This is a genomic window from Pseudomonas sp. GW821-FHT09H03, assembly GCF_059415945.1.
The window spans coordinates 59116-85205 of the sequence record NZ_JBWKOF010000002.1; the positions used below are offsets into that span (position 1 = coordinate 59116).

Below are 26090 nucleotides of genomic sequence, written 5' to 3' on the forward strand. Positions count from 1 at the left end.
GGCGAACTGATTGCTTCGTTGAGAGTCGAAGCGGATAACTTTTTGCCTTCCCCTGTTTCAGAAAGGACGCCCATGTCACTTTTCAAAATTGTCTCTGTGGCCGCCATCGCCCTGACCCTGGGCGCTTGCCAGAGCCTGTTTCAGCCCAATTACCGCGCGCCGCTGGAAACCACCCGCGACGCTTCCGAACAGCTCAAAACTGGTTGCACCAACCAGGATTGCCCACTGGTCAACATCGACACCCTGCACTTCCCGGACGAGCCACAGCTTGACGGCATCATCGAAAAACGCCTGCTGCAGATGACCCGCACTTCGCCTGACGCACCGGTGGCACCGACCCTGGCGGCCTATCGCGAACAGTTTTTGCGCAGTGCCGGCCCGGGCAACAGCATCTACTTGCAGGCCAAGGTACGCGAGCAACATGACGGCCTGGTGATCATCGAGTTGTCCAGTTACCTGGATACTGGCGGTGCCCATGGCACGCCGGGTCGCGGTTTCATCAACTATTCGCGTCAGCAGCATAAAGTGCTGACCTTGTCCGACATGCTGGTGCCGGGGCAGGAAGAGGCATTCTGGAAAGCGGCACAGGTGGCGCACAACAGCTGGCTGATCAGCACCAAGCTCGATCAGGAACCGGAGTTCGTGAAGAGCTGGCCGTTCCAGAAAACCCAGAACGTGGCGCTGACCTATGGCGGGGTGATCCTCAAGTACGAAACCAGCAGCATCGCGCCTTACGCGCTGGGCCATGTCGAACTGAAGATCCCCTACCCACGCCTGAACGGCATCATCAAACCCGAGCTGTTTCCCGGCCGTAACTGAAAGCCCGGCCCAGCACCAGTTGCAACAGCCCTGCCAGGACCAGCGCCGGCAGGGTTGCACCAACGTCCGGATAGAGATTGGCCAACAGGTGATAGGTGCTGACTCCGCCCAGCCAGGCCAGTAGCGCCGGCCAGCGCAAGGCAGCTGACGCTACCTGGGCGCTGCGCTTGCGCAGGATGAAGTGATCCACCAGCACCACGCCAAACAGCGGCGCAAACACCGAACCGATCAGCAGCAGGAAGTTCTGGTACTGGGCCAATGGCGCCAGCAAGGCGATCAAGGTGCAGATCACGCCGATGGCCAGGGCCAGATGCTCGACCTTCAGGCGCAACAGAAAGCCGCTGGACACTGCCGCCGAGTGAATGTCGGCAAAGGCGTTTTCCGACTCGTCCAGCAGAATCAGCAGCAGCGGAATCCCCAGGCCGGCACCCGCCAGCGCCAACAGCAGTGCATTGACTTCACCGCTCGGCGCGAACGCCAGGGTGTAGGCCACGCCCAGGCTCATCAGCCAGAAGTTACCGATAAAAAAGCCGATGGCGGTGCCGCCAAAAACGTTTTTCGCCCGCTTGCCGAAGCGCGAGTAGTCGGCAATCAGCGGTAGCCACGACAGCGGCATGGCGATGGCGATGTCGAAGCCCACGGCAAATGGCATCGAGCCGTCACCGGCCTGGGCCCACAATGCTGCCAGATCGGCCTTGGCGAACAGGTTCCAGGTCAGCCAGATGCACGCAGCCAACAGCAGCCAGATGCCCCACTTGCGCAGGACTTTGCGCACGAAGGTCAATGGCCCACTGACTGCCAGCAAGGTTGCCAGGGCACCGAAGAACAGGGTCCACATAAGCGGGCTCGCCCAGAGCGAGCCTTCGCTGAATGCACGGGTACCGAGCAGACTGGCGGCGTCGCGCATGACGATGATTTCGAACGACCCCCAACCGATCAGTTGCAGCAAATTCAGCACAGCCGGCAGGCTCGCGCCTTTGGCACCGAGGCTGAGCTTGAGCGCGGCCATCGACGACAGACCGGTGTCGGAACCGATCACGCCCACCGCTGCCAGCAGCAGAACGCCGACCAGCGTGCCAAGGAAGATTGCCAGCAGCGAGCCGGACAGGCCCAGGCCTGGCGCCAACAGGGCGCCGGTCTGCAACACCATCAGGCCGATGCCGAGGGAGAACCACAGGGAAAACAGATCGCGGCCGCCGAACACACGTTTGTCGGTCGGCACGGCGATGTCAGGGGAGTAAGTGCTGGGTTGAATGCTCAAGGGTGTTATCTCAGAGGGATAAGTGTGTCATTGAGTAATTCGGTGCCTGTTCCAACGCCTTCGCGAGCAAGCCCGCTCCCACATTGATCTCGGTCGTACACAAAACTTGTGTTCACAGGAGATCCAGTGTGGGAGCGGGCTTGCTCGCGAAGACGGCAACGCAGGCGCCGTCAATCACAGGTCAGATCAAACTTTCTGGTACAGCTGACTGCCTTCCTGCTTGAAGCGCTCGGCCTGTTCGGCCATGCCTTGGGCGACGTCGACGTCCAGCGCTTCGATCCGCTGGTTGGCCGCATACTCTCGGACTTCCTGGGTGATCTTCATCGAGCAGAATTTCGGCCCGCACATGGAACAGAAGTGCGCGACCTTGGCCGAATCCTTCGGCAACGTCTCGTCGTGATACGAACGAGCGGTGTCCGGATCCAGGCCCAGGTTGAACTGGTCTTCCCAGCGGAACTCGAAACGCGCCTTGCTCAAGGCATTGTCGCGGATCTGCGCACCCGGATGCCCCTTCGCCAGATCGGCGGCGTGCGCGGCGATCTTGTAGGTGATGATCCCGGTCTTCACGTCATCCTTGTTCGGCAGGCCCAGGTGTTCCTTGGGCGTGACGTAGCAGAGCATGGCGCAACCGAACCAGCCGATCATCGCCGCGCCGATACCGGAGGTGATGTGGTCGTAGCCCGGCGCGATGTCGGTGGTCAGCGGGCCGAGGGTGTAGAACGGCGCCTCGTCGCAGCACTCGAGTTGCTTGTCCATGTTCTCTTTGATCAACTGCATCGGCACGTGGCCAGGACCTTCGATCATGCACTGCACGTCGTGTTTCCAGGCGATCTTGGTCAGCTCGCCGAGGGTTTCCAGTTCGCCGAACTGTGCTTCATCGTTGGCGTCGGCGATAGAGCCCGGACGCAGGCCATCACCCAGCGAGAAGCTGACGTCGTAGGCCTTCATGATTTCGCAGATGTCTTCGAAATGGGTATAGAGGAAGTTCTCTTTGTGGTGCGCCAGGCACCACTTGGCCATGATCGAACCGCCACGGGAAACGATGCCGGTCACGCGCTTGGCGGTCATCGGCACGTAGCGCAGCAAGACGCCGGCGTGGATGGTGAAGTAGTCGACGCCCTGCTCGGCCTGTTCGATCAGCGTGTCGCGGAACAGCTCCCAGGTCAGGTCTTCGGCCACGCCGCCGACTTTTTCCAGGGCCTGATAAATCGGTACGGTACCGATCGGCACCGGCGAGTTACGGATGATCCACTCGCGGGTTTCGTGAATGTGTTTGCCGGTGGACAAGTCCATGACCGTGTCCGAACCCCAGCGAATGCCCCAAGTCAGCTTCGCCACTTCTTCTTCAATGGACGAACCCAAGGCGCTGTTGCCGATGTTGCCGTTGATCTTCACCAGGAAGTTGCGGCCGATGATCATCGGTTCCAGTTCGGTGTGGTTGATGTTGGCCGGAATGATCGCGCGGCCGCGGGCGATCTCGTCACGGACGAATTCGGGGGTGATGATTTTCGGCACGCTGGCGCCGAAGCTGTGACCGGCGTGTTGCTGGTCCAGCAGGCCGGCGGCGCGGGCCACCTCCAGCTTCATGTTTTCGCGGATGGCGACGTATTCCATCTCGGCGGTGATGATGCCTTTGCGCGCGTAGTGCATCTGGCTGACGTTGGCGCCCGCCTTGGCGCGACGCGGGTTGTTGACGTGGGCAAAACGCAGCTTGGTCAGCTCTGGATCGGCAAGGCGTTCCTGGCCGAAGTTCGAGCTCAGGCCGCTCAAACGTTCGGTGTCGCCACGGGATTCGATCCACGGCGAACGCACATCCGCCAGGCCTTTGCGCACGTCGATGATGACATTGGGATCGGTGTAAGGGCCGGAGGTGTCATAGACCACGACCGGTGCATTGACCTCGCCGCCGAAGTCGGTCGGCGTCACGTCGAGGCTGATTTCGCGCATCGGCACGAGAATGTCCGGGCGAGTGCCCTGAACATGGATTTTTTGCGAGCGGGTAAACGGCTGCACCGATTGTTGATCGACCTTGGCCGAGTCACTCAGGTTGGTGGCGATTTTTGCTTTTGTAGTCATCACGGGCTCTCCAGACAGCATCCAGGCAGTGGAATTTTGTCGGAGCGAACCTGTAAACGAATGGACGCACGGGCGCTGGAAAACCAGCTGTGCTGTGCTCAGTGCTCGAGGGGTGTTCGATTGTCGAACAACATCCCGGACGAAGCACAAGAGGACTCGCCGGGTGACGAGAAATCTTGTTCCCTACGCAGGCGCTAACCTGATCAGGTTCAACGGGATCCGAAATTATTCGATCTCAGCCTCATAGCAAGGCACCCCGACAAGAACCCGGCCAGTCTAGACACAACTGGCAAAGAACGCCAACTCCGCTATAACCACCACGATGAATGGCGTAATAACACGCATAGACAGGATTGTTGCCGCCCCGCTGCACAACTACACTCGCTACGCCGGACGGCGCATTGACGCTGAACGAGCCGCGCCTTAGCCTTGGCGCTCAAATTACCTGTGTAATATCAAATCTAGGGAACGCCTATGCTGCGCAAACTCTCACTGGCCCTTGCCGTGTCTTGTGCGTCCAACGGAATGGCCTGGGCAGCTGAAGCGCCCTTATCGAACAAGACAGACCTGGTCAGCGTGTACCAGGAGGCCGTGAACAACAACTCCGACCTGGCTGCCGCCGTCGCCCAATACGGCGCGCAAAAAGAAGTGGTGCCGCAGGCCCGCGCCGGCCTTCTGCCCAATCTTTCCGGTGGTGCGGACGTGGCCAACGTGCGCACCTCGATCGACCAGCCTTCGGCAACGGCTAACCGCAATGCCAATTCGTATCAGGCGACCCTGGCGCAGCCGCTGTTCCGGGCCGATCGCTGGTTCCAGTTCCAGGCTGCCAAGGATGTGAACGAACAGGCCGCTCTGCAGCTCTCGGCAACTGAGCAAAACCTGATCCTGCAGACCGCCGACAGCTACTTCAACGTGCTGCGTAGCCAGGACACCCTGGCCTCGACCAAGGCCGAAGAAGCCGCGTTCAAACGTCAACTCGATCAGTCCAACGAGCGTTTCGATGTCGGCCTCTCGGACAAGACCGACGTACTCAATTCCCAGGCCAGCTACGACACCGCGCGCGCCAACCGCATCGTCGCGCAGCGTCAGGTGGATGATGCGTTCGAAGCCCTGGTCACCCTGACCAACCGTCGGTACAACTCGATCCAGGGCATCAGCCATAACTTGCCGATCCTGCCGCCCGCGCCGAACGACGCCAAAGCCTGGGTCGAAACGGCAGCCAGGCAGAACCTCAATCTGCTGGCCAGCAATTATGCTGTCAGCGCCGCCGAGGAAACGCTCAAGCAGCGCAAGGCCGGGCACCTGCCAACCCTGGACGCAGTAGCCAAGTACGAAAAAGGTGATAACGACGCCCTGGGTTTCAGCAACCCCAATAATCTTCCCCAGGCTTACAGTGGCGACGTCGAGCAAACGACCGTGGGCCTGCAACTGAGTATCCCGATCTACAGCGGCGGCCTGACCACCTCCCAGGTGCGCCAATCCTATGCGCAACTGAACCAGACCGAGCAGCAGCGTGAATCCCTGCGTCGTCAAATCGTCGAAAACACCCGCGACCTGCACCGCGCCGTGAACACCGACGTCGAGCAAGTGCAGGCACGCAAGCAGTCGATCATCTCCAACCAGAGCGCAGTGGAAGCGACCGAGATCGGTTACCAGGTGGGTACGCGCAACATCGTCGACGTCCTGGATGCGCAGCGCCAGCTGTACACCTCGGTGCGCGACTACAACAACACCCGCTACAACTACATCCTCGACAACCTGCGCCTGAAGCAGCAGGCAGGCACGTTGAACCCTGGGGATCTGCAGGACCTGGCTCGCTGGCTCAACCCCAACTACAACCCGGACAAGGACTTCCTGCCGCCGGACCTGGCCAAGGCTGCGGCCGAGCAACTGAAGGCAAGACCGGAGCAATAAAAAGCAAAAGATCGCAGCCTCCGCCAGCGCCCTGCAGGAGCTGTCGAGTGAAACGAGGCTGCGATCTTTTCAATTCAAGCAACACGGTCTAACGGTCGATCAACCGCCCCAACCCATCCAGCAACCGCTGCAACGCACCCTGATTGCTGCGCATTACATTCAACCCTGCCTCAGCCATCCGCTGCGCATCCCGCGGCAACTCGAACAACCGCTGCACCGCCAGCGCCAGTCCTTCGGCATCCTCTACTTCCTGCAATGCCCCGGCACTGCGCAGTTGCGCGGCGATCTCGAGGAAGTTGAACAGGTGCGGCCCGCTCAAAACCGGCTTGGCCAAGGCGGCCGGCTCCAGCAGGTTATGCCCGCCGTTGGGCACCAGGCTACCGCCGACGAACGCACTGTCGGCCAAAGCGTAGAGAAACAGCAGCTCGCCCATGGTGTCGCCCAACAGCACCGCAGTGCCTGCCTCTACTGCGTCGCCGCTGGAGCGACGCACCGTGGCAAAGCCTTGCTGCCGGCACAGGGCGTGAACCGAATTGAAGCGCTCCGGATGACGCGGCACCAATATCAGTAGCGCATCGGGATGATTGGCCAGCAACTGCCGATGGGCCGCCAACACCACTTCATCTTCACCGTCGTGGGTACTGGCGGCGATCCACACCGGACGCTCCTGGGCCTGCCATTGCTGGCGCAGTTCGCTGGCGCGCACCAGCAGTTGCGGGTCAATGGTCAGGTCGAATTTGATCGAGCCGGTCACTTGCACCGTCTCCGGGCGCGCACCCAATTCAAGAAAGCGCTGGGCCTCGGCTTCGGTCTGTACCGCGAACAGGCTCATCTCGGCGAGCATCGGCTGGGTCAATTTGCGAAACCGGCCGTAGCCTTTGGCCGATCGCTCGGACAGGCGCGCATTGGCCAACGCCACGGGAATCCCGCGCCTGGCGCATTGATGAATATGGTTGGGCCACAATTCGGTTTCCATGATCACCGCCAGCTTCGGCTGAACCCGATCCAGAAAACGTTTGGCCGCGCACGGCAGGTCGTATGGCAAATAGCAGTGCTGAATGCGTGGCTCGTTGGTGAACAACGCCTGGATGCGTTCCGAACCGGTCGGAGTCATGCAGGTCACGGTGATCGGCAACGTTGGATAACGTTGCAGCAAGGCGCGGATCATCGGCGCGGCGGCAATGCTTTCTCCCACCGACACCGCGTGCACCCAGATGCCGCCCGGTTGCATCGCCGGCATCCCATAGGAAAAGCGCTCGCCGATGCGCCTGGCGTACGCCGGCGCCTTGCGCGAGCGCAACCATAGCCGAATCGCTACCAGTGGCAGCCCCAGATAAAACAGCGCGGTGTAGAGAGTTCTATTCATGGCGGCGGAGTTTATCGGCTTTTCACGCCAATCGCCTGCAAGTGCACGGCAAAACGTTCGGCGAGCCAGCGCGCGGCCGGGCCCAGCGGTTCGTCGCGACGCCAGACCAGTTCCACCACAAGGGCCGGCGGGGTCCATTCGCTGACCAGTTCGACCATCTGATTCTGGTACGTCGGGTACTGCACCACATGGCGTGGCAACCAGGCCCAGCCGAGGCCCCGCACCAGCCATTCGGCCATCACGTAGAAACTGTCGGCACGCCAGACCTGCGGACTGGCCGGCTCACTGCCGGGATAGACGCTGGACTGGGTGGACATCAACAACTGACGATGCTGCGCCAGCGCCTGGCAATTCACGTGGGTCTGCTTCGCCAATGGATGATCGACGCCGCAAACCGTGACCATTTCCACACTACCGAGCACCCGCCGCTCCAGCGCTTCAGGAATCTGGTCGTGAAAAAACAGCAAACCCAGATCGGCGCGACGCTCCACCAGCTTACGCGCCACTTCCCCTTGCGCGGCGCTGGTCAACTGCACTTCCAGACTGGGAAACTGCTCGGCCAGCGCTTCAAAACTTTCGATGATCGGCTGATAAGGCATCGCCTCGTCCTGGGCCAACCGCAGCAATGCCTCCTGCCCGCGCATCATCGCCAGCGCCCGGCCGTTGAGACGCTCGCACTGGCGCAGCACTTCCCGTGCCTCTTCCAGCAACGCGTTGCCGGCCTCGGTGAGCTTAGGCTGGCGCCCGCTGCTGCGGTCGAACAGACTCACACCCAGGTCTTCTTCCAGCAGCGCGATCGAACTGCTGACCGCCGATTGCGCCTTGCGCTGATCCCGCGCCACGGCGGAAAACGAGCGCTGCTCCGCTACGCTGACGAACAGGCGCAGTTGTTCCAGATTCCACTGCATGCTAAACCCATCTTCAAAACAGATAGGTAATGACTTTACCGCATCTGGCCAGACTCTAGAATGCCGACCTCAGAGAGCAACACTTCACACGAGGATTGACCCATGACCGCTTACTACTACCTGGCCATTGCCATCTGCGCCGAAGTGATTGCCACTGTTTCCATGAAAGCGGTCAAAGGCTTCAGCACTCCGCTGCCGCTGCTGCTGGTGATCGTCGGCTACGGCATTGCCTTCTGGATGCTGACCCTGGTGGTGCGCAGCGTCCCGGTAGGCGTGGCATACGCGGTGTGGGCCGGCATGGGCATCGTGATGGTCAGCGTCGCGGCACTGTTTATCTACGGGCAGAAGCTGGACGTACCGGCGATGCTGGGGATGGCGTTGATTGTGCTGGGCGTTGTGGTCATCCAGCTCTTCTCCAAAACTGCCGGGCACTGAAGACGCATTAAGCTCCAAGGTGGGAGCGGGCTTGCTTGCGAAGGCGCAAAGCCAGCCAACTTCCAATCTGAATGACACACCGTCTTCGCGAGCAAGCCCGCTCCCACAGGATTTGCGTCCACCCTATTGATCACCAACAAATCGACTCTTCTTCGAGTCTGTATACTGCGTCCTCGTCTTGAACACTGAGGTCGCCGAATGCCATCCGTTATTTCCACCGACGTTCTGATTGTCGGCGCTGGTGTCGCCGGCCTCTGGCTGAATGCGCGCCTGCGCCGCCAGGGTTATTCGACCGTACTGGTGGAAAGCGCCAGCCTTGGCGGCGGGCAGAGCCTGAAGTCCCAGGGCATTATCCATGGCGGTGCCAAGTACGCGCTGCACGGTGCCCTGACCGGCGCCTCGGAAGCCATCGCCGACATGCCGCGCCGCTGGCGTGAAGCCTTGGCCGGCGACGGCGAGCTGGACCTGTCCGGCGTGCGCCTGTTGTCCGAAGCTCATTACCTGTGGTCGCCCGGTACCCTCGCCGGCAACCTCACCAGTTTTTTCGCCAGCAAGGCCGTGCGCGGTCGCGTCGATCAGGTCAAGGGCGAACAACTGCCGCCGGCCCTGCAAGACAAGCGCTTCAAGGGCAAGGTCTATCGCCTCGCGGAGCTGGTGATCGATGTTCCGAGCCTGATCCAGCGCCTTGCCGACCTGGCGGGTGACGGCTTGCTCGCCGGGCACAAGATCGAACCGATTCGGGAAAACGGCGATCTGGTCGGACTGAAGGTTGATGAGCGAGAAATCCGTGCCCAACGCATCGTCCTCAGCGCCGGCGCCGGCACCGCCGACTTGCTGGCGGCATTGGGCATTGACCAGCCAGCCATGCAGCGCCGACCGCTGCACATGATCATCGCCAAGGGCCCGGGCCTGAAGCCGCTGTACGCCCACTGCCTGGGCGGGGGCACCAAACCGCGCCTGACCGTGACCACCCACCCGGCCGCCGATGGCCAGTGGGTCTGGTACTTGGGCGGTGACATCGCCGAAGCCGAAGGTGTGGCCCGTGAACCCGCCACACAAATTGCCACGGCGCACAAAGAGCTCGGTCAGTTGCTGCCGTGGATCGACCTGAGCACCGCGCGATGGGCGACCCTGCGCGTCGACCGTGCAGAGCCGCTGCAGTCGGGGCTGGTCCGCCCGGACAACGCATTCCTCGCCGAGCAGGATCGACTGCTGGTCGGCTGGCCGACCAAACTGGCGCTGGCACCTGATTTCGCCGACCGGGTCATCGCCAGCCTGACCCGCGACGGTATCCAGCCAGGCCATCCGGCGCCACTGCCGGAACTGCCGAAACCGCCGATGGGCGTTCCAGCCTGGGAGCAATTGTTGCCATGAGCCAGCCGACCCTGCACGATTTGCATCGCCCCTTGGGCAGCACCGGCCTGCTGGTATCGCCCCTTGGCCTGGGCACGGTGAAGCTGGGCCGCGATCAAGGGGTGAAGTACCCCAACGGTTTCAAGATCCCCGACGACGACGAAGCGCGCATGTTGCTCAAACTGACACGCGACCTTGGCATCAACCTGATCGATACCGCTCCAGCCTACGGCCGCAGCGAAGAACGCCTCGGCCCGTTGCTGCGCGGCCAGCGTCATGAATGGGTGATTGTCAGCAAGGTCGGCGAGGAGTTTGCCGACGGTCTGTCGCGCCACGATTTCAGCGCCGCACATACGCGCATGTCGGTAGAACGTAGCCTGCAACGTCTGGAAACAGACTTCATCGATCTGGTGCTGGTGCACTCCGACGGTGACGACCTGGCAATCCTCAATGACTGCGAGGTCTACGGGACGCTCGCCGAGTTGAAGGCCGAGGGCAAGATCCGTGGCTTCGGTTTCTCCGGCAAAACCGTCGATGGCGGTTTGAAAGCACTGGAGCAAGGTGACTGTGCGATGGTCACCTACAATCTGAACGAACAGAACGAGAAAGCCGTCATTGACTATGCTGCTGCACACGGCAAAGCCATTCTGGTGAAAAAAGCCCTAGCCAGCGGTCACGTTTGCCTGAGCCCGGGCGTTGATCCGGTGCGCGCCAGTTTCGAGTTGTTGTTTGAACATCCCGGTGTTGCCAGTGCTATTGTCGGCACCATCAATCCGTTGCACCTCGCCCACAATGTCGCGACCGTTGCCCAGGTCCTACGTAGCAACTGACGCCGCCCACGCGGCCTTAAGCAGGAGCCGACATGCCGCGTACGCTCATAAGAAAGAACCCGAGCAACTTCAAGACCCTGCCGTTATTCGTCGAAGCGACCCCCGAAGGCCTGACTTACCAAAGCGTCGGCAGGCCGCTGAACTTCACTCAGACCCTGCAACGTCGTCGCCCGGTGACGGTCAGTGACAGCGAGCGTTTTGCCCTGGAACTGGCCAACCTCGGCGTCTCGGTGCGCTTGACGCTGCATTGGCAGAATCGCGATTACTGGGTGCTGGTTCGCCAGCGTCGGCAGGACCGCGGCGACGTGGTGCTCAAGTTGATCTCCGGCTATGTACCGGCCCACGAGCTGAACCTGCCGTTGCACACAGCGATCCAGGAAATTGCCGAAGAGTGCCTGTTGGAAACCCCCGAAGGCTGGCTCGGTGGACGCTTCAACGACACCTGGCTGCCGGCACCCTACTCCACGGCCCTGCATTACCGTGAAGCCCTGCCGTTTCGGTTAACGCCACTGTCCGGCTCGGCGCGACCGGTGCGTTGCGCGAATCTGCAACTGATTGAGCGGCCCCGGGCCTACGTTCATTTGCCGACGGCGTCGCTGCAACTGATCTACGACTTGCGCCTGGAAGTGCCCAAGGAAGCCAAATCCTTGAGCCTGTTCCATGTCGACGAAAGGCTGGAAGGCGATCAACTCGTCGCCCGCCTCGACCGCAAGCGCCCGGACCTGTACCTGATGCCTTTGCAGGACGGTCACCCGATGGCCGAGCTCTATACCTTGAAAAAGGATCAGTTGTACCCGGCGAGCACCCGCGGGCTGTACCTGGCCGAGAGCTTTGCCCGGCAGGAAGGCTGGCTGGTGCGCGATGAGCGGATTCGCTGGAAGGACTGGGTACGGCAGCAGGGGTTGACGCCGCCTGGGAAGGACTCTGGCCTGGCGCGCTTGCGCGGAAAAGCCAAACAGCTGCTGAAGAAAATGGTGCCGCGCAAGGCCGCACGATAGAAAAGGCACAAGGGGGAACCAGTGAAAAAGAGGTTCCCGTGGTGGAGAGGATTTCTGTGGCGAGGGGGCTTGCCCCCGTTTGAGCGCGAAGCGCTCACAAGATCTTGAGGCGTCAGAGATTTTGGGGGGCTGCTTCGCAGCCCAACGGGGGCAAGCCCCCTCGCCACAGAAAGCCCCATAGCCACAGAACCCCCCTAGACACAGTAGGCCCCTTGCCACAGCAAGCTCTCATCACCGTCAGTTATTGCGGATTTTCTCGACGATCGCCGTGGTTGAGCTGTTTGCCACAAGCCCCAACACTTTCACGGTGCCACCGTAAGCAGTCACGATATCCGCGCCAACCACCTGGTCGATGCCATAGTCACCACCCTTGACCAGCACATCAGGCTTGACCTCGCGCAGCAGGTTTTCCGGTGTGCCCTCAGGGAAGCTGATCACCCAGTCCACCGCTCCCAGACCCGCCAGTACCGCCATGCGCCGGTCGACACTGTTGATCGGACGACCCGGCCCCTTCAAGCGGCTGACCGAGGCATCGTCGTTGATCGCCACGATCAGGCGATCACCCTGGGCTCGCGCCTGCTCGAGATAGGTCACATGGCCGGCGTGCAGGATGTCGAAGCAACCGTTGGTGAAGACGATCCGCTCGTTGTGCGCCCGGGCATCGGCAACCGCCAGCAGGAGTTGCTCCAGGCCCAGCACCCCGCGCTCGGACCCTTCTTCACGTTGAATCGCCCGACGCAGTTCCGGCGCGCTGATGGCCGCCGTACCGAGTTTGCCGACCACGATACCCGCTGCAAGATTGGCCAGGGCCACGGCGTGGGGCAGTTCCTCTCCGGCGGCAATCGCCGCTGCCAGGGTAGAAATCACCGTATCGCCGGCACCGGTCACGTCGAACACTTCACGGGCACGGGCCGGCAGGTGCAACGCAGGGTGATCAGGGCGCAACAGGGTCATGCCATGCTCGCCACGGGTCACCAGCAAGGCACCGAGGTCCAGGTCGTGCATCAATTGCGCGCCCTTGTTCACCAACTCGTGCTCATCGGCGCAACCACCGACGATGGTTTCAAATTCGTTGAGGTTAGGCGTAATCAGGCTCGCACCACGGTAAATCGAGAAATCCTTGCCCTTGGGATCGGCCAGCACCGGAATGCCACGGGCACGGGCGGCCTGGATCAGCGCCTGGTGGTTTCTCAGCGCGCCTTTGCCGTAGTCGGAAAGCACCAGCACCTTGATGCCTTCGAGCAGTTCGTCGACCTGCGCTGCCAATGCCAGGGCATCGGTGGCGAAGGGTTCTTCGAAGTCGATACGCAGCAGTTGCTGGTGCCGGCTCATGACCCGCAGCTTGACGATGGTCGGCTGATGCGCAATGCGCTGGAACAACGCCCGCACGCCCGCGCCCTCAAGGCTGTTGGCCAGGCTGTTGGCGGCTTCATCGTCGCCGGTCACGCCGACCAGCGAGGCCGGTGCGCCGAGGGCGGCAATGTTCAAGGCTACGTTGGCGGCACCGCCCGGGCGGTCCTCGATGTGATCGACCTTGACCACAGGCACCGGCGCCTCAGGGGAAATCCGTGAGGTACCACCATGCCAGTAACGGTCGAGCATGACATCGCCGACTACCAAGACAGGGGCTTGATCGAATCGCGGCATCGACAACTTCATGGAGCAACCCACATACAGAATGAACAGGGGCGCGATATTAACACAGGGTTGGCGTCGGCTTGTGCGACGGCTGCAACCTGATGATTCAGAAAGGGTGAGCCCGGCCCACCCTCTTGTCGCAGGTCAGGCGATGTCTTGCGCCGGGGCATCGAGGCCCATCGCATTCAGGCGGGCGTAGTAGCCGTTCTGCGCCAGCAGTTGGGCATGGGTGCCCCGCTCGACAATTTTCCCCTGATCCATGACCAGGATCAGATCGGCCTTCTCGATGGTGGACAAGCGGTGAGCGATCACCAGCGTGGTACGACCTTTCATGACCTGGTCCAGCGCGGCCTGAATATGCCGCTCGGACTCGGTATCGAGCGCCGACGTCGCCTCGTCAAGGATCAGCAACGGGGCGTTCTTCAATAGCGCGCGGGCAATCGCCAGACGCTGGCGCTGGCCACCGGACAGCAGCACACCATTTTCCCCGACCTGGGTATCCAGGCCTTGGGGCAATTGCGCGATGAAGTCCATCGCGTAAGCGTCCCTGGCGGCTTTCTCGATGTCTTCTCGGGGGGCGCCGGCCAGATCGCCATAGGCGATGTTGTTGGCCACGGTGTCACTGAACAGAGTCACATGCTGGGTTACCTGAGCGATGTGCTTGCGCAGGTTCAACAGTTTGTACTGCTCGACTTCAACACCATCGATAAGGATTTCGCCTTTATCGTGGTGATAGAAACGCGGAATGAGGTTGGCCAGGGTGGATTTTCCGCTGCCCGAACGCCCCACCAGCGCCACCATCTGCCCAGGCTCGACCGAGAAGCTGATGTCATCGAGCACCAGGCGCTCGGTTTCGGGATAAGTGAAGCTGAGATTGCGCACATCCAGACGACCGCTGACCACGTCGCGCTCGACTGTGCCGGTGTCGACCTCAGGCTCGACGTCCAGTTGCTCGAAGATGCTTTCGGCACCGGCCACGCCTTTCTGAATGGTCGAGCTGACTTCGGACAATTGACGGATCGGCTTGGGCAACAGACCGGCCAGGGTAATGTAGGCCACCATGTCACCGGCAGAAGCGTCACCGCGCAGGAACAGGACCAGGAACATCAGCACAGCCATGGCGGTGTAGATCACCAGTTGCAACAGTGGCGTGTAAATGGCGCCGGTACGGGTCATGCGCAGCTGTTTGTCGGTGTTTCCCTGGCTGGCGTTGAAGAAGCGTTTTTCTTCGTAGGTTTCGCCACCGAAGCTGCGCACCACGCGATAACCCTGGATGGTTTCCGAGGCCACGTGCGTTACGTCACCCATGGCCAGCTGGATTTTCTTGCTCTGTTTGCGGAATTTTTTGCTCGCCGTACGCACCATGAGAGCGATCAGCGGCAGGATGGCGACCATGACCAGCGTCAGGCGCCAGTTCATGTACAGCAGCGAGGCGAACAGGAAGACCACCGTCATGCCTTCACGAATAACGACTTTGATCGCATCTGTGGCCGCCCCCGTGACCATTGTCACGTTGAAGGTGATACGTGAAATCAGGTGCCCCGAGTTATGCTTGTCGAAATACCGGTTAGGCAGCACCAACAGGTTGTTGAATAGCTGGACCCGCAGATCATGGACTAGCCCAAGGGAAACCTTGGCCAGAAAATAGTTTCCCAGATAGGATCCAAGACCTTGCCAGGCTGCGATGAGAATGATCAGCAACGGCACAGCCTGCAACAATTGCAGGTCACGCAGGTAGGGCACGCTTGGAAACAGCACCGCCTCGGGATTGGACAGACCGTCTACGAAGTACTTGAGAATGTAGCCCAGCATTGGCTGCGTCGAAGCGAAAATCAGAAAACCGACGATGCTGATCAGAAACAGACTGATATATGGCCGGACGTAGCCGAGCAGACGGAAGTAGATTTTCAAGCTTGAAGGGCTTGCGGAGAGACTGGAGTCGGTCATATCACGCGATTGTCGATGAAAAGGACGCTGACTTTAGCACAGCTTCCCCGGGTCTCTGGCAATCGCATAAAGACTGTGTATTGTGGCGCGTCAAATATTCATCGATTGCTCCCTGGCCGGGCAGGGCTGCTCAATTTCAGGAATAAGTCTCTCAGCATGCAATTAAGCGGATTGAACACTACATCCAATCGAGTTTTCGATTTCATTTGCCTGTGGATCCTTCCACTCGGATATTTCCTGTTGCTCTGCGCCATGTTTTTTCTGCCGGGGCGCAGCGTGCACCACAAACTGTATTATGGCCTGTTCAGCATTCCGGCATTCGTTACCCTGTGCCTGCGCCCGGGCATCTGTAAAGAACTGCTGAAGGAACCGATCATCATTGCGGTACTGCTGTTTTTGGGATGGGCATTGCTCAGCTTGTCCTGGAGCCCGGTTGATGACGTTCCCGCCAGTCAGCTCAAACCCGCCTTGCATACCTTTCTGCTTTTCGTCGGCTGCGCGCTGATGGTGCGCTATCGCAGCGAAATCATTGCCCCCCTGCTGTTCTGCGCCGCGACCGTGGCAGTGGTCGCCTCAGCCTACAACCTCTACAGGTTTGGCCAGATCTACGAACCGGAGATGCGTCTGATCGGCGTCGGCGCCTTTGATAACCCACTGCTCAGCTCCCATGTCTTCGGTTTTTTCTGCGCCTACTGGCTAAGCCTGAGCATGACTTGCAAGCGCCTGCAGGTACTTTGGTTAAGCCTCCCTGCAACGGCGATCATGCTCGCTGCGGTGATTGCAACCGGCTCCAGAACTCCTCTGGCAGCGCTGTCGATAGCCGCCCTGTGGCTGTGCTTTGTCTGCTGGAATCGGCGCTCCGTCGTGATGCTGGCGTCCGTGCTCACTACCGGAGCGGTCGTTTTCACGTTTTTTTCGCAGCAAATCATTGAAAGAGGCAGCTCATTTCGCTTCGAACTCTGGCAACTGACCCTGGACAAGATTGCCGACCATCCGTGGATCGGGTACGGCTATAACGCCCCACTGTCACTCGATCCGGGTATCGGTTATACCCTGCAAGAACCCCACAACTTTGCCCTCGGAGTGCTCTACTACGTGGGTATCATCGGCTTGCTGCCATGGCTGTTCTTCCATCTTCGCAGCTTTATCAACTGCTGGACCCATCGCCTGCAACCGCTGTTCATCATCGCCTCAACCTGGCTGGCCTTCGGTATCGGCGCCGGCCTGACTGAGGGCGGCGGCATTATCTCGCGACCCAAGGAGCACTGGTTCCTGCTGTGGATTCCACTGGCACTGATCGCCGCATTGAGCATCAATCAGCGGGCCAGACGCCTCCTGGACATGCCAGTCAAGACAATGACAAAGGGCTCCCTGCAGCAACTGACTGCCGATGCCCGGGTTATTGAAGAGGATGGCTTGGGCCCGAAAGTCCTGCGCCTGGCTGACGGCAGTTTCCTCAAATTGTTTCGCCGCCGCCGCTGGTACACTTCGGGGAGTTTTAACCCTTACTCTGAACGGTTCGCCGTCAACAGTGTGCAATTGCGCAGCATGGGTATTCCCACCCCGCACATCCTTGACCTCTATCGCCTCGAAGACGGCCATACCGCAGTGCATTACTCGCCGCTTCCTGGCAATACGCTGCGCCAGGTCCTGCAAGGCATCACAGCCCCGGCAGTGCGCCAGGCGCTGGTGGAGCGTTTCGGCAAGTTCATGGCGCAATTGCATCAGCAAGGCGTCTACTTCCGCTCCCTGCACCTGGGCAACGTACTGGTGCTCGAAGACGGTGAATTCGGCCTGATCGATATAGCCGACATGCGTATTTATCCTTCGTCACTGCGCGCTGCGCTGCGTCGCCGCAATCTGCGCCACATGCAGCGGTATGCCGAGGATCGGCGCTGGTTGTTCGAGGATCATTTCGACGCGCTGCTCCAGGGGTACGCCGCGACAGCATCGGAGTCCGACGTGGCCAATTTGCACAGGCAAGTGCTGACCGGCCCTCCCCCGGCCCGGACTCACTGATGACAGAAACCAACCCGCTGATTGCCCTGACGGCCTATCTGCTCGCGATCGCCACGGCTGCGCTGATGATACGCACCGTGCCAGCGTTCGCCCGACAGCTGGATCATTCTGGCGAAAGCCGCTATGCCGGCATTGATGGCCTGCGTGGCTATCTGGCATTCGGCGTGTTTGTGCACCACTCCATCATCACCTGGATATTCCTGCGCACCGGTGTGTTCGACTTGCCGCCGAACAACCTCTACGCCCAGCTCGGCCAGGGCTGCGTCGCACTGTTCTTCATGATTACCGGCTTCCTGTTCTGGGACCGGCTGCTCACCCACGGGCGGCAGCACGACTGGCTGGCCTTTGCCGTATCGCGGGTGTTTCGCCTCTATCCGCTCTACTTGCCGCTGATGCTGGCAGTGTTCGTGACGGTGTTCTATGTGCAGAACTGGGAGCTGAAGGAACCTGTCGGCCGGATCATTGCCCAGACTCTGGCTTGGCTGGTGTTCGACCGACCTGACGTCAATCAATACCCCCAGACCGGCATGCTGATCTCGAACGTCACCTGGACACTGGGATACGAGGTGTTCTTCTACCTGTCACTGCCGCTGGCGGGCATGGTGTTCATCTATCGCGGTAGCTGGGCGCAGACGGTGCTTTGCCTGATCGGCATCTACGCACTTTATGAACTGATTGGCTGGGAGCACTCGCTGAAGAAACACTTCCTGACAGGCTTTCTCGGCGGCATCGCGGCTGCGTACTGGATTCGCCGGCCGCAATTGCTGGCCTGGGGCAAGTCGCCAATGGCAGGAATCATCGCTCTGGTGGCGCTGGTCATTGCATTTACGGCATTCAACCGCGCTTTCCGCTTGGGCCCGCTGCTGCTGTTGACCGTATTTTTTTCTATCGTGGCATCCGGCAATCTATTGTTTGGCGTCTTGAAGCCACGCAGCATCCGCTGGTTGGGAGAAATCAGTTACAGCACCTACCTGCTGCATGGTTTCGTGCTCTGGGTTCTGGTACAGCGCCTGCCGCCAGTGTTGCACCTGGATGCGCAGGAAACCTGGACTTTCCTGCCCTTGATGGCGCTGTGCAGCTTCCTGCTGATCGTCATCAGCAGCCTGACCTACGTCTACATCGAGAAACCAGGCATCACGGCAGGCAAGAAAACCCTGCAGTGGATACGACACAACAGGAAGACCCGCAAAGAGTTCTCGGACGAAGTTGCTTGATAACCTTGAGCAACGCCCCGGGCTCAGTCTTTTTCCACACGTGAAAAAAACAATCGCCCCAGACCTCGCCAGGTCTTCTTGTTCCAAGCCTTGAGCGGAATCTGCGCCAAGAGCTCTCGCGCCAGCTTGCGATCGCGGTTGGCCGTCTTGAGAAACATCGAGTTGAGAAACTTGTAGCGCACCTCGTCATACAGCGGATGGTCGCTGAACAGCGCATAGGTGCGCAGGATGCTGTCGATCATGAAACGGTGGTTCTTGTAGGAGTTGGTGGCGTGCTTGCGATAGCGCGCCATCAGCACATTCAGCCCATCGATGAAGTAACCGGCGTGAGTCACCTTCAGCTCGATCAGCAAATCCTCCAGGCGAATGGTCGGGTCGAAACCGCCCACCTTGTCCAGCGCTTCGCGGCGGATCATCAGGGTTGGAGCCGGAGGATAGGGCTTGCGCTCGAGGAACATGTCTTCGAAATCCAGACGACGGAACGGTACATCCCGGCGCTGGCGCTTCTCGGGGTAGAGATTGCCTTCGGCATCGATCAATTCGATGTTGCCGGCGCAAATGCCGACCTCGGGCTTGCCATCCATATGAGCGACCTGGATAGCGATTCGCTCCGGCAGCATGATGTCATCCGAACCGAACGGCACGATCAGGCTGCCTTTGGACCGGGCAATTGCACCGTTGAGGGTATTGGTCAGCCCCTGGTTTTCCTGGACCCGGAAGTCGAAACCATGGGCAGCCTGCAATGCCTTGATCCGCTCGACGCTGTCATCCTTCGAGCCATCGTCGACTACCAGTAACTCGATGTTCGGATAGGTCTGGTTGAGGACGCTGAGAATGCTTTGTTCGATGTAAGGAGCGTGGTTGTACGACGCGATGATGACCGTGACGATGGGTTGCGCGTCGTTCATGGCTGCTCCTTGCTGGCCTGTTCCAGGCCGGAGTCGATCAGATTGAGGTATTCGCGACGGAACTCCTCGATGTCATGGTGTTGCTGCAGATAACGGAAGGCCTGCTCGCCCTTGGCCTTGAGTTCGTCATCCGAAAGGCCAAGGTAAGTGTCCAGCGCCGCCTGCAACGTTGGCACATCCTTCGGCGTAATCGCCAGGCCACCAGCCCCCTCGATGAGCGGCAACATGGCCGGCACGTTCGAGGCGATCACCGGCAAATGCCCGCTCATGCCTTCGAGTAGCGCCAGCCCGAGACCTTCAGCCAAAGAAGGCATGGTCCAGATGTCGAATGCCCGAATGTACTGCAGGGCTATTTCCTTGAACCCCAGCAAATGGGCGCGACCGCTGAGGCCCAGGCGGTCGATTTCCGCTGCCAGGCGCGACTCTTCACGACCGGCGCCGATGATCGCCAATTGCGTGTTCGGGTATTTATCCTTGAGTTCGGCAAAAGCCTGCAGCAAATAAATATGGCCCTTGACCGGGACCAGGCGACCCAGTGCGCCAATCAATCGCACCGACGGATCGATACCCAACATTTCACGGGCCTTTTCCCGAGAGTGCTGCAAACTCTCGGCCTGTTCGATGTCGATGGCGTTGGTGATGGCGTAGGTGTTCTGGTCGGTGAAACCGCAGTCACAATCGAGCAAATACTGTTTTACCGCCGGGGATACCCCGACGAAGCGCCAGTGGCGATCGATCAGACGCTGGGTCTGGCGACGCCGGTAAAACCGGTCGTACTCGCCAAATCCGTGGGAAATACCGATGCACAGCGGCACTTTCAACCAGCGGTTGAGCGTCAGCATCATGTTTACCGGCTTGAAGCGATTGCAGATCACCACGTCGAATTTTTCCCTGCGGCAGAACTTGTACAACTGCCACATGGCGCGCAGGCGCATGCCCTTGAGGGACTTGTCGGAAAATTCGAAATACACCGAACGGTCGGCCCGGCTCACTGCCTCGCCGGGGCCAGGCCTGCCACGCAGAAAGGCTGCGGTCACTTCATAGCGATCGCTCGGCAAGGCCTTGACGATCTGCTCCGCGAGGTCTGCGAAATCATGGGCTTTGACGTTGTAGTCAGGCTGCAGCTGCAAGACCTTTGACCGCTGACTCATAACTCTCCCCGCTGAGAAACATTGCCTGGTGTGTGCTTGATGGTCCACAAAAGTTCGTGACGCCGAACTGCCTTGCGAAAGAATTCGTTCTCGCCATAAGTTGGCGGTACCCGGGCGGCCAACAGCCGCTGAATCAACCGGCGTAGACGCCGCTTGAACGGCATGGGTGGTTGCAGGTCGTGCATCATGCCCAACGCCATGGCCTTGTCACGCTGGAGCTCCAGCGATATCGGCAGGCAGCAGGGTTGCATCGGCGCGGCCGGATCAAAGGCGGGTGGCAGGGCGATGCCATGACCGCTGTCACCCATCGGCCAGCGATCGTTGTCGTGCAAGTGGTTGGCGTAGCCCAACAATGTGGTTGGCTGCCAGTCCAGGCCTTGCAAGGCTTCGACCACGGCCGCCTGGGCGCAGATATGGTCAGGGTGCGGATCGAGGGTCGGGTGCGGCAGGACGATGACTTCGGGCCGCGCGCGCAAAAGCAACTCACGCAGGTCCGCCAGCAGATTATTCCAGGTCGGCGCACCGTCGGCGTCGCCCGGCAAAGCAAAGGGATTGAGTTGGCGGAACAGACGGGTGTCGCTCAAGTCGGCCTCGCGCGAGGCTACCGGCGAGGTTGGCGAGGCCTGCATGGCCGCCAGCTGCAGACAAAAATAACCCAGTTGTACGCAATGGGCTTGCGGCACTCCGCCCCAGCGCGGCACGGCGATACTGTCCCAGGCGCGCAAACGACCTTTCAGGCGGGCTGCTTCAACCTTATCCATACCCATCTGCCGGTAGTGTCCGGCTTCGATTTCACCGGCCGTCAGCGTAACGATCCAGGCCTCGTCAGCCTGGCTGTACAAACCATAGGCAGCCAATTCGGCGTCATCGGCGTGCGGGGCGATCACCATTACCCGCTGACGTCGGTAATCCGGATGTTCCAAGGCCCACAGCACGGGCTCTCCGAGCACGCGGCAAAAACGCCCGCACAGACGTAACTCACCGCGCGAAAGTACCTGCGCCTGGCCTGTAAGATTGAGGTAACGCAGGCCGTTGACACCGCGCTCGAATGTTTGCCGGTCCGGGTTATCGCCGCCACACAACTCGACCACAGGATCGATGAAGCGCCCCAGCCAGGTGCTTTTTACCCGCAGGGCCAGTATCAGTGTTGCGTCGTCGACCAGCATGACCCCTTCGTCCAGCCGCAAATACTCACCATTGAGGTGCACCTTGGGCTGCGGCGTGTAGGGGGGAAAACTGTACTGGTAGTCGTCTTTGGGCGAGTAGAACAGGTGGTCGGCAAACCAGGCTTCGTGGGCTATCCAGCCCAGGACCGCGACCAGCAGCGGCAACCACCAGACCACCAGCACACCAATGGCTACCAGCAACACCAGCGCAATCAGCAGACCGATACGTTTATTGCGCCGGTGGCGCTTGAGCAGTTGCTGTTTGCGGCTCATGGGCTGGCTCATACGGTGAAGACCGGCACGGGATTGCACCAGCGATCCTTGTATTCACGGTCGGCGCGACCGAAGGAAAAGCGCAACGGTTTGTCCAGTGCCCGGGCATGCTCCCAGGCGCTTTGGGTATTGAGGAAGCTCAACACGCTGCCGGGGCTGAACTCGCGGGTCTGGGGATCGACGCCACCATTGATGTACTCGACGCTGATCCATTGTGGCGTCTCGACCCGATACACCAGTTGAATGGCGATCGGCGCATCGTTGAGGAAAATCACCGAACCGATCAGCAATTCACGCAGCAACCCGATGACCTCGGCCATGCGCTCGGCCCCCGTCGCCGGGAAGCCCCAGCGACGCTGGAAAAGATCACAGTAAATCGCTGCCAGCTCGCCACTGGAAAACTCGCAGACCGCACGCACCACGCCGCCCGCCTCCTCCAGCAGGCGCAATTCGCGGCGCTGGTTGTAACGAAATTTCTTCGACAGCTCTTCCGGCGTGCGCGCCATGGCCAGTTGTTCAGCCTGCAACTTGATGCCGCTGAAGCGGCCTTCGTTGAGTGCCGACAAATAGCGACCGCGATGTCGCAGCGGCGCCTGGGCATCGGCAGCAGCTGGCAGAATGATCTCGGCATTGCCCAGGTCGAACAGGCCTTTTTTGCCCCTGCGCTTGAGCACGTCCTTGGATAAGGCGAGGTCGCGGCCCCAGGTCGGGATCGCCGCCTTGAGCTCACCGTTCTGTTCCCAGGCCAGGTAACGCACCGGGATGTCGGCCAGATTGGCCAGCCGCTCGACCACCATGGGGTGGGTCGCGACGCTGCCGCCATGAAGTTGCCAGGCTTGGGCGTAAGTCGAAGCATCGACTACCGCCCAGCCACGCTCGCGCCAGCCTTGAAATCGGTTGAGCATCAGCCCCTCTGTGCCAGTTCGGTAACGTGTGGCAAATGCCAGAAAGCATCGCGTACCGCGCGATCGGAGAAGTGCTCGCGCAAGCGTTCGAGCATCAGCCCGGCACACTGGACACGCTGCTGCTCATCCATGCCGGCCAGATGTTGCAGGCCTTGCGCCAGACGCGCGGCATCACCGAGCGGGAACAGGATGCCGACACCTTCGACCACTTCCCTCGCCCCACCACAAGCCGTGGCCAGCAATGGCACCCCGGCGGCCATAGCCTCCAGCAGGACCATGCCGAACGGTTCGTGATCGGAACTCAGGGCGAATACGTCGAAGGCCCGGAAATAGTTGCGGGCATCAGGTACCTGACCGAGAAACAGCACGCGATCACCAATGCCAAGCTCACGGGCCAGCGACTTGAGATCCTCTTCCAGGCGACCGGAACCGAGAATCACCAGTTGGCTGTTGCCCGGCAGTCCCGGTAGCGCCTCGGCAAAACCCTGCAGCAACGTGGCCTGATCCTTGTCCGGATGCAGGCGCCCGACATTGCCGACAATCCAGGCATCCGCCGACAGGCCCAAGGTTTCCCGAGCTTCGCGGGCCGATACCTGAGTCGCCTGCAAGGCCTCCACATCAATACGGTTGTACAACGTACGAATCCGCGAATGCGGCCATTTCGGCAGACACTTGCGCATGTCGTCGCGCACCGCGTCGGACACGCCAAGCAGACTCAGGCGCTTGCGGAATATGTGCGCAAACAGCTTGCGGCTGACGCGCTTGTAGTCGTCAAACCCGTGATGCACACCGATCACCGGCAACGACGTGCCGAGCAAGGCGATGTAGATGGGTTTGAAACGATGGGCGATGCAGAAACTGAAGTTGCGCGACGCGGCGATCTTGCGCAGATCGCCGATGGCCCCCAGCTTCAGGCCACGAATGGCCTTGGAGCTGTACTCCATGAACAGCACTTCATCACTGGCGCATCCTGCGGCGACGTCGGCATCGGCAACCCCGGTCAGAAACACCGTGGTCACTCGATAACCGGTCCCCGCGAACAGGCTGGCGTACTGCCGGGCGCAGTCCAGGAACGGCCCGTCATAGCCGTGACAAAACTGCAGCACATGGCGTTCAGCCGAGCGTGTCATATGCGTTCGCGCCCTCTTTGACCACCAGGATGTCTTCCATGATCAGATACTGTAGATCGGAACCGAAGAACATGTTCAGGGCGTCCGTCGGCGAGCAGATCATCGGTTCGCCACGACGGTTGAGCGAAGTGTTCAGCGACACGCCGTTACCGGTCAGCACTTCCAGCGCTTTCATCATGTCGTAGTAGCGCGGGTTGTATTCGCGCTTGAGCACCTGGGCGCGGGAAGTCCCGTCTTCGTGGACCACTTCCGGCACGCGGGTCTTCCATTCTTCCGCTACTTCAAAGGTGAAGGTCATGAACGGGGCCGGGTGATCGATCTTGATCATCTGCGGTGCCACGGTGTCGAGCATCGAAGGGCAGAAAGGCCTCCAGCGCTCGCGGAACTTGATCTGGTGGTTGATGCGATCGGCCACGCCGGCCACGCTCGGGCAACCGATGATCGAGCGACCGCCCAGTGCACGCGGACCGAACTCCATGCGGCCCTGGAACCAGGCCACCGGGTTGCCGTCGACCATGATCCTGGCGATCTGCTCCGGCATGTTGTCGAGCTTGCGCCACGTTGGCTTGTTCTCGTGACGGGCACAGGCCGCGATCACGTCTTCGTTGCTGTACGACGGGCCGAGGTAGACGTGTTCCATCTTCTCGACCGGTACGCCACGGGCGTTGGACACATAGGCTGCCGCGCCCACCGCGGTACCGGCGTCGCCGGATGCAGGCTGCACGAACAGTTCCTTGACGTCGTCGCGGGCGATGATTTTCTGGTTCAGCTTGACGTTCAACGCACAGCCACCGGCGTAGGCCAGCTTGCCGGTTTCCTTGAGCACGTCGCCCAGGTAGTGGTCGATCATCTGCAGCGCAATTTTTTCGAACAGCGCCTGGATGCTCGCGGCGTAGTGGATGTAAGGCTCGTCGGCGATGTCGCCTTCGCGCTTGGGCCCCAGCCACTCGATCAGCTTCGGCGAGAAGTAGTAACCCTTGCCCTTCTCTTTGTAGCGACGCAGGCCGATGACGTTGGCGTAGTCGGTGTTGATGACCAACTCGCCGTTCTCGAAAGAGGCCAGGCGCGAGAAATCGTATTTGCTGGCGTCGCCGTACGGCGCCATGCCCATGACCTTGAACTCACCGTCGAGCATATCGAAACCGAGGAACTCGGTGATCGCGCCGTACAGGCCGCCGAGGGAGTCAGGATCGAAGAATTCCTTGATCTTGTGGATCTTGCCGTTTTCGCCGTAACCGAAGAAGGTCGTGGCGTACTCGCCCTTGCCGTCGATCCCGAGGATCGCGGTTTTCTCCTTGAAGCCGGAGCAGTGGTAGGCACTGGAGGCGTGGGCCAGGTGGTGTTCGACCGGCTCGATCTTGATCTTCTTCGGATCGAAGCCCAGTTGCTCCAGGCACCAGACGATCTTGTTGCGATAGCGCTTGTAGCGACGGTTGCCCATCAGGATCGCGTCGAGTGCACGGTCCGGGGCGTACCAGTAACGCTTGGCGTACTGCCAGCGGGCCTTGCCGAACAGGCTGATCGGAGCGAATGGAATCGCCACCACGTCAACGTCGGAAGGCTTGATACCGGCCTGTTCCAGGCAGAACTTCGCCGATTCGTAGGGCATGCGGTTCTTTGCATGTTTATCGCGCACGAAGCGCTCTTCTTCAGCAGCCGCGACCAGCTTGCCGTCGATGTACAAGGCTGCGGAAGGATCATGGCTAAGGGCGCCGGACAGGCCAAGAATCGTCAATGCCACAGGGGTCTAGCCTCTTTAGTCTGCATGCAGGCGCAAGC

20 protein-coding genes and 1 riboswitch are annotated in these 26090 nt (G+C 60.5%); of the genes, 8 read left to right on the top strand and 12 right to left on the bottom strand.

Annotated elements, in window-relative coordinates:
• The first annotated feature begins 72 nt into the window (after positions 1 to 72).
• Positions 73 to 819 carry an RsiV family protein gene (locus AC07OG_RS02990; RefSeq protein ID WP_060542716.1) on the top strand — a complete coding sequence of 249 codons (747 nt, stop codon included), beginning with the start codon at positions 73 to 75 and terminating at the stop codon, positions 817 to 819.
• Here the strand turns inward: AC07OG_RS02990 and cytX are convergent.
• Both cytX and thiC read right to left on the bottom strand, forming a co-directional pair.
• Positions 788 to 2080 carry a putative hydroxymethylpyrimidine transporter CytX gene (cytX, locus tag AC07OG_RS02995; RefSeq protein WP_495066178.1) on the bottom strand — a complete coding sequence of 431 codons (1293 nt, stop codon included), beginning with the start codon at positions 2078 to 2080 and terminating at the stop codon, positions 788 to 790. The genes AC07OG_RS02990 and cytX overlap by 32 nt on opposite strands.
• A gap of 186 nt (positions 2081 to 2266) precedes the next feature.
• Complete coding sequence (gene thiC / locus AC07OG_RS03000) at positions 2267 to 4156, bottom strand: phosphomethylpyrimidine synthase ThiC (RefSeq protein WP_060542714.1); 1890 nt, start codon at positions 4154 to 4156, stop codon at positions 2267 to 2269.
• Between the two features lie 163 nt (positions 4157 to 4319).
• A riboswitch (TPP riboswitch) is annotated at positions 4320 to 4425 on the bottom strand.
• A gap of 205 nt (positions 4426 to 4630) precedes the next feature.
• On the opposite strand from thiC, the gene AC07OG_RS03005 reads away from it, so the two are divergent.
• Entirely contained in the window at positions 4631 to 6070 is a 1440-nt protein-coding gene (locus tag AC07OG_RS03005) for a TolC family outer membrane protein (RefSeq protein ID WP_495066179.1), read from the top strand.
• A gap of 88 nt (positions 6071 to 6158) precedes the next feature.
• Here the strand turns inward: AC07OG_RS03005 and waaA are convergent, their stop codons facing one another.
• A complete protein-coding gene (waaA, locus tag AC07OG_RS03010; RefSeq protein WP_495066180.1) occupies positions 6159 to 7436 on the bottom strand; it encodes a lipid IV(A) 3-deoxy-D-manno-octulosonic acid transferase in 1278 nt (425 codons plus the stop codon).
• Between the two features lie 11 nt (positions 7437 to 7447).
• The gene (locus tag AC07OG_RS03015) at positions 7448 to 8344 is read right to left on the bottom strand and encodes a LysR family transcriptional regulator (protein ID WP_060542711.1); all 897 of its coding nucleotides are present in this window, start codon (positions 8342 to 8344) and stop codon (positions 7448 to 7450) included.
• Positions 8345 to 8446: 102 nt separating this feature from the next.
• Here AC07OG_RS03015 and AC07OG_RS03020 point away from each other — a divergent pair, with 102 nt between their 5' ends.
• The 4 genes from AC07OG_RS03020 (at position 8447) to AC07OG_RS03035 (ending at position 11960) form a co-directional block, all read left to right on the top strand.
• Entirely contained in the window at positions 8447 to 8779 is a 333-nt protein-coding gene (locus tag AC07OG_RS03020) for a DMT family transporter (protein WP_008004867.1), read from the top strand.
• A gap of 198 nt (positions 8780 to 8977) precedes the next feature.
• The gene (locus AC07OG_RS03025; protein WP_060542710.1) at positions 8978 to 10153 is read left to right on the top strand and encodes an NAD(P)/FAD-dependent oxidoreductase; all 1176 of its coding nucleotides are present in this window, start codon (positions 8978 to 8980) and stop codon (positions 10151 to 10153) included.
• Complete coding sequence (locus AC07OG_RS03030) at positions 10150 to 10962, top strand: aldo/keto reductase (protein ID WP_060542709.1); 813 nt, start codon at positions 10150 to 10152, stop codon at positions 10960 to 10962. Before AC07OG_RS03025 ends, AC07OG_RS03030 begins: the two co-directional genes overlap by 4 nt.
• A gap of 32 nt (positions 10963 to 10994) precedes the next feature.
• The gene (locus AC07OG_RS03035) at positions 10995 to 11960 is read left to right on the top strand and encodes a metal ABC transporter ATPase (RefSeq protein ID WP_218424291.1); all 966 of its coding nucleotides are present in this window, start codon (positions 10995 to 10997) and stop codon (positions 11958 to 11960) included.
• Positions 11961 to 12197: 237 nt separating this feature from the next.
• On the opposite strand, the gene hldE is transcribed toward AC07OG_RS03035, so the two are convergent.
• Both hldE and msbA read right to left on the bottom strand, forming a co-directional pair.
• Positions 12198 to 13619: a bifunctional D-glycero-beta-D-manno-heptose-7-phosphate kinase/D-glycero-beta-D-manno-heptose 1-phosphate adenylyltransferase HldE gene (hldE, locus tag AC07OG_RS03040; RefSeq protein WP_060542707.1), complete on the bottom strand. Its 1422-nt coding sequence runs from the start codon at positions 13617 to 13619 to the stop codon at positions 12198 to 12200.
• A gap of 123 nt (positions 13620 to 13742) precedes the next feature.
• Positions 13743 to 15545: a lipid A export permease/ATP-binding protein MsbA gene (msbA, locus tag AC07OG_RS03045; protein WP_218424290.1), complete on the bottom strand. Its 1803-nt coding sequence runs from the start codon at positions 15543 to 15545 to the stop codon at positions 13743 to 13745.
• Positions 15546 to 15701: 156 nt separating this feature from the next.
• Between msbA and AC07OG_RS03050 the strand changes: the two genes are divergently transcribed.
• Positions 15702 to 17564, top strand: a complete 1863-nt coding sequence (locus AC07OG_RS03050) for an O-antigen ligase family protein (protein ID WP_495066181.1) — start codon at positions 15702 to 15704, stop codon at positions 17562 to 17564.
• The gene (locus tag AC07OG_RS03055; protein ID WP_495066182.1) at positions 17564 to 18778 is read left to right on the top strand and encodes an acyltransferase family protein; all 1215 of its coding nucleotides are present in this window, start codon (positions 17564 to 17566) and stop codon (positions 18776 to 18778) included. The genes AC07OG_RS03050 and AC07OG_RS03055 overlap by 1 nt, the downstream gene beginning before the upstream one ends.
• Positions 18779 to 18801: 23 nt before the next feature.
• Here the strand turns inward: AC07OG_RS03055 and AC07OG_RS03060 are convergent, their stop codons facing one another.
• From AC07OG_RS03060 to AC07OG_RS03085, 6 genes are read right to left on the bottom strand one after another with little or no spacing between them, the layout of a single operon-like run.
• Positions 18802 to 19686, bottom strand: a complete 885-nt coding sequence (locus tag AC07OG_RS03060; protein WP_218424287.1) for a glycosyltransferase — start codon at positions 19684 to 19686, stop codon at positions 18802 to 18804.
• Entirely contained in the window at positions 19683 to 20837 is a 1155-nt protein-coding gene (locus AC07OG_RS03065) for a glycosyltransferase family 4 protein (RefSeq protein WP_495066183.1), read from the bottom strand. Before AC07OG_RS03065 ends, AC07OG_RS03060 begins: the two co-directional genes overlap by 4 nt.
• Positions 20834 to 22276: a PIG-L deacetylase family protein gene (locus AC07OG_RS03070; protein ID WP_495066184.1), complete on the bottom strand. Its 1443-nt coding sequence runs from the start codon at positions 22274 to 22276 to the stop codon at positions 20834 to 20836. The genes AC07OG_RS03065 and AC07OG_RS03070 overlap by 4 nt, the downstream gene beginning before the upstream one ends.
• Positions 22277 to 22284: 8 nt before the next feature.
• Entirely contained in the window at positions 22285 to 23181 is an 897-nt protein-coding gene (locus AC07OG_RS03075; RefSeq protein WP_060542700.1) for an antimicrobial resistance protein Mig-14, read from the bottom strand.
• A complete protein-coding gene (locus tag AC07OG_RS03080; protein ID WP_060542699.1) occupies positions 23181 to 24311 on the bottom strand; it encodes a glycosyltransferase in 1131 nt (376 codons plus the stop codon). Before AC07OG_RS03080 ends, AC07OG_RS03075 begins: the two co-directional genes overlap by 1 nt.
• Positions 24295 to 26052, bottom strand: a complete 1758-nt coding sequence (locus AC07OG_RS03085) for a carbamoyltransferase family protein (RefSeq protein ID WP_060542698.1) — start codon at positions 26050 to 26052, stop codon at positions 24295 to 24297. The genes AC07OG_RS03080 and AC07OG_RS03085 overlap by 17 nt, the downstream gene beginning before the upstream one ends.
• Positions 26053 to 26090 lie beyond the last annotated feature (38 nt).